Origin of the sequence: Streptomyces chisholmiae (genome assembly GCF_031845445.1) — a bacterium.
Lineage (GTDB): Bacteria > Actinomycetota > Actinomycetes > Streptomycetales > Streptomycetaceae > Streptomyces > Streptomyces chisholmiae.
Map to the genome: position 1 here is coordinate 1 of NZ_JAVREO010000308.1, position 385 is coordinate 385.

General features: G+C 66.8%; 1 pseudogene. It reads left to right on the forward strand.

What is annotated here, in order from left to right:
* Nucleotides 1-385 (forward strand): annotated as a pseudogene (locus RM844_RS33335) (cyclohexanone monooxygenase); the annotation flags it as partial.

The window sequence follows — 385 nt, forward strand, 5'->3', positions numbered from 1 at the left end:
GTCGCCGAGAAGGTGTATTCGGTCCAGCGCTCGGCGACCTGGGTGTTGCCGAAACCCGACCGGCCGTACACCGCGCGGGAACGCTGGCTGTTCGCCCACGTGCCGTTCGCGAAGAAGATCTACCGGACCCGGCTCTGGCTACGCAGCGAGTCCAACATCGCCGTGATCGAGAACGGCAGCGACAAGACCCGGGAGTTCAAGGCGCTCGCGCTCAACCTCCTCGAATCAACGGTTGCCGACGAGGAACTGCGGGCACGGCTCACCCCGGACCATCCGCTGGGTTGCAAGCGGTTGGTGTTCTCGCCGGATTTCATCGCCACCCTGACCCGGCCCAACGTCGAGGTGGTGTCCAGCCCGGCCCGTGCGCTACGGGCCCGGTCTCTGG